Source organism: Streptomyces sp. NTH33 (assembly GCF_003236365.1).
GTDB lineage: Bacteria > Actinomycetota > Actinomycetes > Streptomycetales > Streptomycetaceae > Streptomyces.
Map to the genome: position 1 here is coordinate 1 of NZ_POTZ01000433.1, position 5,824 is coordinate 5,824.

Consider the following 5,824-nt stretch of genomic DNA (forward strand, 5'->3'; position numbering starts at 1 on the left):
CAGAAGCCCCGCCCATTTCCGCTGCCCCCGCTCGAAGCCCCGGCGGTCCACCACGGTGCAGCGAATCCACTTGACCAGCACCGCGCCATGGTAAGGCCCTGGAGCATGGCGTCGGTCACCCTCGTGGGGACAGCGCCCGCGCAAGCGCCCCCGCGCGCGTGGCACGATGGCAACAGGCGCCCTCGCAAGGGAAGTTGAGGCAGGAGGGCGCACGGCCCGGGGAAAGGGGAGTTCCGTGAGCAGGCTCAGCAAGGGGATCCGCACGGCAGAGGTAGCGCTCAAGTGGGATCCCAGCCCGGCGGGGCGGCCGCCCACCGACCTGGACGTCGTCGCCGCGACCTACCGGGCGGGCGACCCGTACGGCGATCCGGCGTACGTGGTCCATTTCGGCAGCCGCTCCCCCGACGGCACCATCCACCTCGACCGGGACAGCAGGGACGGCATGGGCTTCGGGTGGGACGAGGTCATGACGCTGGAACTCGACCGGCTCGACGGCCGGTACGCGCGCGTGGTGGTCGGCGTCGTCATCCAGCAGCGTCCCGTACGCCGTACCTTCGCCGACGTGCTCGGACCGGGACTGCGCGTCCGTGAGGGCTACACCGTCCTCGCCGAGGACGACTTCGCCGGTGTGCCCGGCGCGACGGCGGCCACCGTCGCGGAGTTCTCGCGGGACGCCTCGGGGAGCTGGGACTTCCGCCCCGGTCTGCACGGCTTCGACGGCGACCCGGACACCTTCACGCGCACGATGGGCCGCGCGCACCTGCCGTAGCCGGTACGGGCAGGGGGCGCCGGTCCACGGCCGGCGCCCCCTGCTTCACGGTGGGCCTGTCAGGTCAGCTGCAGCCGCTCGTCGAGCCGCAGCCCTCGCAGATGTAGCAGGAACCGGCCCGCTGCATCTTCGTACCGCAGGAGAAGCACAGCGGGGCGTCGGCCTGGATGCCCAGCTGCATCTCCACCAGCTCGGCGCTGGTATGCGCCTGCTTCGGGGCGGGCTTGGCCGCCTCGGCCTCGGCCTTCGGCGTGGCGACCGCCCTCAGGTCGGTCTGCAGCGGCGCCGACTGGGCCAGGCCCTCGACGTCGAGCTCGTCGTCGGCCGGCTCGTAGGAGCCGGTCTCGAGGTGGCGCTGGCGCTCCTCGGCGGAGTGGATGCCGAGCGCGGAGCGCGTCTCGAAGGGCAGGAAGTCCAGCGCCAGGCGGCGGAAGATGTAGTCGACGATCGACTGTGCCATCCGCACGTCCGGGTCGTCGGTCATGCCGGCCGGCTCGAAGCGCATGTTCGTGAACTTCGAGACGTACGTCTCCAGCGGCACGCCGTACTGCAGGCCCACCGACACGGCGATCGAGAAGGCGTCCATCATGCCCGCGAGAGTCGATCCCTGCTTGGACATCTTCAGGAAGACCTCGCCGAGACCGTCGTCCGGGTAGGAGTTGGCGGTCATGTAGCCCTCGGCGCCGCCGACGGTGAAGGAGGTGGTGATGCCGGGCCGGCCCTTGGGCAGGCGCTTGCGGACCGGGCGGTACTCGACGACCTTCTCGGCCTTGGGCCCGGACGCGGCGGTCTCCTCGGCCTTCTCCTGGGCGGAGTCCTTCTTCTTGGCGGAGAGCGGCTGGCCGACCTTGCAGTTGTCGCGGTAGATGGCGAGCGCCTTCACGCCCAGCTTCCACGCCTCGAAGTAGATCTCCTCGACCTCTTCGACGGTGGCCGACTCCGGCATGTTGACCGTCTTGGAGATGGCGCCGGAGATCCACGGCTGGATCGCGGCCATCATGCGGACGTGGCCCATCGGGGAGATGGCGCGCTCGCCCATGGCGCAGTCGAACACCTCGTAGTGCTCGTGCTTGAGGCCGGGGGCGTCGATCACGTTGCCGTGCTCGGCGATGTGGGCGACGATCGCCTCGATCTGCTCCTCCTGGTAGCCCAGGCGGCGCAGGGCCTGCGGGACGGTGCCGTTGACGATCTGCATCGAGCCGCCGCCGACGAGCTTCTTGAACTTGACCAGCGCGAGGTCGGGCTCGACACCGGTGGTGTCGCAGGACATGGCCAGGCCGATGGTGCCGGTCGGCGCGAGGACGGACGCCTGCGAGTTGCGGAACCCGTTCTTCTCGCCGAGGCGCAGCACGTCCTGCCAGGCCTCGGTGGCGGCGGCCCAGACCGAGGTGTCCAGGTCGTCCATGCGGACGGCCGTGGCGTTGGCGTCGGCGTGCTGCTTCATCACCCGCAGGTGCGGCTGGGCGTTGCGGGCGTAGCCGTCGTACGGGCCGACGACCGCGGCGAGTTCGGCGGAGCGCTTGTAGGCGGTGCCGGTCATCAGGGAGGTGATGGCACCGGCGAGGGCGCGGCCGCCGTCGGAGTCGTAGGCGTGGCCCGTGGCCATCAGCAGGGCGCCGAGGTTGGCGTAGCCGATGCCGAGCTGGCGGTACGCGCGCGTGTTCTCGCCGATCTTCTGGGTCGGGAAGTCCGCGAAGCAGATGGAGATGTCCATCGCGGTGATGACCAGCTCGACGACCTTCGAGAAGCGCTCGACGTCGAAGGACTGGTTGCCCTTGCCGTCGTCCTTGAGGAACTTCATCAGGTTCAGCGAGGCGAGGTTGCAGGACGTGTTGTCCAGGTGCATGTACTCGCTGCAGGGGTTCGAGCCGTTGATGCGGCCGGACTCCGGGCAGGTGTGCCAGTGGTTGATCGTGTCGTCGTACTGGATGCCCGGGTCGGCGCAGGCCCAGGCGGCCTCGGCCATCTTGCGGAAGAGGGACTTGGCGTCGGTCTCCTCGATGACCTCGCCGGTCATCCGCGCGCGCAGGCCGAAGGTGCCGCCCTGCTCGACCGCCTTCATGAACTCGTCGTTCACGCGGACCGAGTTGTTGGCGTTCTGGTACTGGACGGAGGTGATGTCGTCACCGCCGAGGTCCATGTCGAAGCCCGCGTCGCGCAGGGCGCGGATCTTCTCCTCCTCCTTGACCTTGGTCTCGATGAAGTCCTCGATGTCGGGGTGGTCGACGTCGAGGATGACCATCTTGGCCGCGCGGCGGGTGGCGCCGCCGGACTTGATGGTGCCGGCGGAGGCGTCGGCGCCGCGCATGAAGGAGACGGGACCGGAGGCGGTGCCGCCGGAGGAGAGCAGCTCCTTGGAGGAGCGGATGCGGGAGAGGTTCAGGCCGGCGCCGGAGCCGCCCTTGAAGATCATGCCCTCTTCCTTGTACCAGTCGAGGATCGACTCCATGGAGTCGTCGACGGACAGGATGAAGCAGGCGGAGACCTGCTGGGGCTGGGGCGTGCCGACGTTGAACCAGACAGGACTGTTGAAGCTGAAGATCTGGTGCAGGAGGGCGTAGGCCAGTTCGTGCTCGAAGATCTCGGCGTCGGCGGGCGAGGCGAAGTACTTGTGGTCCTCGCCGGCCTTCCGGTACGTCTTCACGATGCGGTCGATCAGCTGCTTGAGGCTGGTCTCGCGCTGCGGGGTGCCGACGGCACCGCGGAAGTACTTGCTGGTGACGATGTTGACCGCGTTCACCGACCAGAAGTCGGGGAACTCGACGCCACGCTGCTCGAAGTTGACCGAGCCGTCGCGCCAGTTGGTCATGACGACGTCACGGCGCTCCCAGGCCACCTCGTCGTACGGGTGTACACCGGGGGTGGTGTGGATGCGCTCGATACGCAGCCCCTTGCCGGCCTTGGCGCCCTTGGCTCGGGAGCCTCGTGCCGGGCCGCTCGCCGTCTCTGTCATGCCGCCTCCCTGTACGGGCGAAAACGCCCTGAAGTGCCCCTTTTGTTCCGGAGCACGGTGTTCTGTCTGACATCGCGGGCACCCTCGCTGCCGCCCGCGACCGGTCTCGCCCGCCGCCGCCGGTCCGGGTCCGGACGCGCCGTCCGGGCCGGCCCGCCGATCAGCCGGCGGCGTTCGCGGGCACCGGGACCTCAGCCGTCCCTCCGTGCCCGCGGTCGTCTTCCTGGCTCCCCGCGCCCGCGCCGTCGCCGTCCTGCGCGGCGGGGCGCTCCGCCTCTTCCCTGAGTTCCGCGATGGCGGCCTCGAAGTCCTCGAGCGAGTCGAACGCCCGGTAGACGGACGCGAACCGCAGATAGGCGACGAGGTCGAGCTCCCGCAGGGGACCGAGTATGGCGAGCCCCACCTCGTGGGCGGCCACCTCGGCGCTCCCGCTGGCGCGCACCGCCTCCTCGACCCGCTGGCCGAGCTGGGCGAGCGCGTCCTCCGTCACGGGCCGCCCCTGGCACGCCTTGCGCACACCGTTGATGACCTTGGTGCGGCTGAACGGCTCGGTGACTCCGGACCGCTTGACCACCATGAGCGAGCACGTCTCCACGGTCGTGAACCGCCGGGAGCAGTCGGGGCACTGGCGGCGCCTGCGGATGGACGTGCCGTCGTCCGTCGTACGGCTGTCGACCACACGGCTGTCGGGGTGCCTGCAGAAGGGGCAGTGCATGGACTCCAACCCTCCTCACAGCAGACTCAATGGCCTCGCCAGGCCCCAGGGGCCCCGCGAAGCAGCCCCAAGCATAGGCGATGATCAGCGGACCGAAGACCAGGGACCACAACCTGTGGGCTGCTGTAGCCATCCAACCACTAGATGTGGGGATCAGCTCTCCAGGCACAGGGATTCGCGCGCGTCACGCGGACGCGGCCATGAGCCGTCTTCCCGCATCACCACGGAAAACACGCCGGTGCACGGCCGTATCGCCGGGACACTCGCGGAGATACCGTGGGCGCCGCACGGAGGACGCGTGGGACCGCCGGGCAGACGTGCGCCGGAGTCCGGTCGGCTGAACGCCGGACGGCAGACCGGGACGGCAACTCACGAGGTCGCCGCCCGGCGGTGAAGAGTACAGCAATCAGCCCTTCCGCTCCGTCCGCCGGCTGGCGCGAGGCCATACACCCAGGCACGTGATTAAGTCAGCTACTCCTCGGTTTTTCACTCGAACGTGTGTTTGGCGCAACCTTTCGAAAGCAACTACCGTTGTGCCGGAGGGAGACCACCGAGAGGGGCCGACGTGACCACCACCGCAGACAGTGCCACCATCACCGCCCAGGACCGCTCCCAGGGCCGACTCGAGCCGGTGCACGCGATGAACGAAGCCATGAATCCCGAGGGACCCAAGCGCTCCCTGCCGGGCCGACCTCCAGGCATCCGGGCGGACAGCTCGGGCCTCACCGACCGGCAGCGCCGGGTGATCGAGGTCATCAGGGACTCCGTGCAGCGGCGCGGATACCCGCCGTCCATGCGGGAGATCGGGCAGGCCGTCGGCCTCTCCAGCACCTCCTCGGTCGCGCACCAGCTGATGGCGCTCGAGCGCAAGGGCTTCCTGCGCCGTGACCCGCACCGCCCGCGCGCGTACGAGGTCCGCGGCTCGGACCAGGCCGCCCCCCTGCAGCCGGCGGACACGGTGGGCAAGCCGGCGGCGTCGTACGTCCCTCTGGTCGGCCGGATCGCCGCCGGTGGGCCGATCCTCGCCGAGGAGTCCGTCGAGGACGTCTTCCCCCTCCCCCGGCAGCTGGTCGGCGACGGCGAGCTGTTCGTCCTGAAGGTCGTCGGTGACTCGATGATCGAGGCCGCGATCTGCGACGGCGACTGGGTCACCGTCCGCCGCCAGCAGGTCGCCGAGAACGGCGACATCGTGGCCGCGATGATCGACGGCGAGGCCACCGTCAAGCGCTTCAAGCGCGAGGACGGCCACGTCTGGCTCCTCCCGCACAACGCGGCGTACGAGCCGATCCCGGGCGATGACGCGACCATCCTCGGCAAGGTGGTCGCGGTGCTGCGGCGCGTGTGACGGCCACCGCGGCGGGCGGACCACACCCACCCGCCCCCTGAT

General features: G+C 69.8%; 4 protein-coding genes and 1 pseudogene. 2 read left to right on the forward strand and 3 right to left on the reverse strand.

The genetic code is table 11. The features are described from left to right. A pseudogene (locus C1I97_RS29690) lies at positions 1 to 81 on the reverse strand (DUF4937 domain-containing protein); the annotation flags it as partial. Positions 82 to 166: 85 nt separating this feature from the next. Here C1I97_RS29690 and C1I97_RS29695 point away from each other — a divergent pair. After that, positions 167 to 769 (forward strand): TerD family protein, encoded by a 603-nt coding sequence (locus C1I97_RS29695; protein WP_111006196.1) that lies wholly within the window; start codon positions 167 to 169, stop codon positions 767 to 769. 64 nt (positions 770 to 833) lie between these two features. Here the strand turns inward: C1I97_RS29695 and C1I97_RS29700 are convergent, their stop codons facing one another. Both C1I97_RS29700 and nrdR read right to left on the reverse strand, forming a co-directional pair. Continuing rightward, positions 834 to 3,722 (reverse strand): vitamin B12-dependent ribonucleotide reductase, encoded by a 2,889-nt coding sequence (locus tag C1I97_RS29700; protein ID WP_111006197.1) that lies wholly within the window; start codon positions 3,720 to 3,722, stop codon positions 834 to 836. Positions 3,723 to 3,882: 160 nt separating this feature from the next. After that, positions 3,883 to 4,437: a transcriptional regulator NrdR gene (nrdR, locus tag C1I97_RS29705; RefSeq protein WP_111006198.1), complete on the reverse strand. Its 555-nt coding sequence runs from the start codon at positions 4,435 to 4,437 to the stop codon at positions 3,883 to 3,885. Between the two features lie 565 nt (positions 4,438 to 5,002). On the opposite strand from nrdR, the gene lexA reads away from it, so the two are divergent. Continuing rightward, the gene (gene lexA / locus C1I97_RS29710) at positions 5,003 to 5,782 is read left to right on the forward strand and encodes a transcriptional repressor LexA (protein ID WP_111006199.1); all 780 of its coding nucleotides are present in this window, start codon (positions 5,003 to 5,005) and stop codon (positions 5,780 to 5,782) included. The last annotated feature ends 42 nt before the right edge of the window (positions 5,783 to 5,824 follow it).

What these genes read in the sequence shown, in the direction of transcription:
- C1I97_RS29695 (WP_111006196.1), top strand. Translation starts at nt 167, where the DNA reads ATGGCAACAGGCGCCCTCGCAAGGGAAGTTGAGGCAGGAGGGCGCACG.
- C1I97_RS29700 (WP_111006197.1), bottom strand. Translation starts at nt 3,722, where the DNA reads ATGACAGAGACGGCGAGCGGCCCGGCACGAGGCTCCCGAGCCAAGGGC.
- nrdR (WP_111006198.1), bottom strand. Translation starts at nt 4,437, where the DNA reads ATGCACTGCCCCTTCTGCAGGCACCCCGACAGCCGTGTGGTCGACAGC.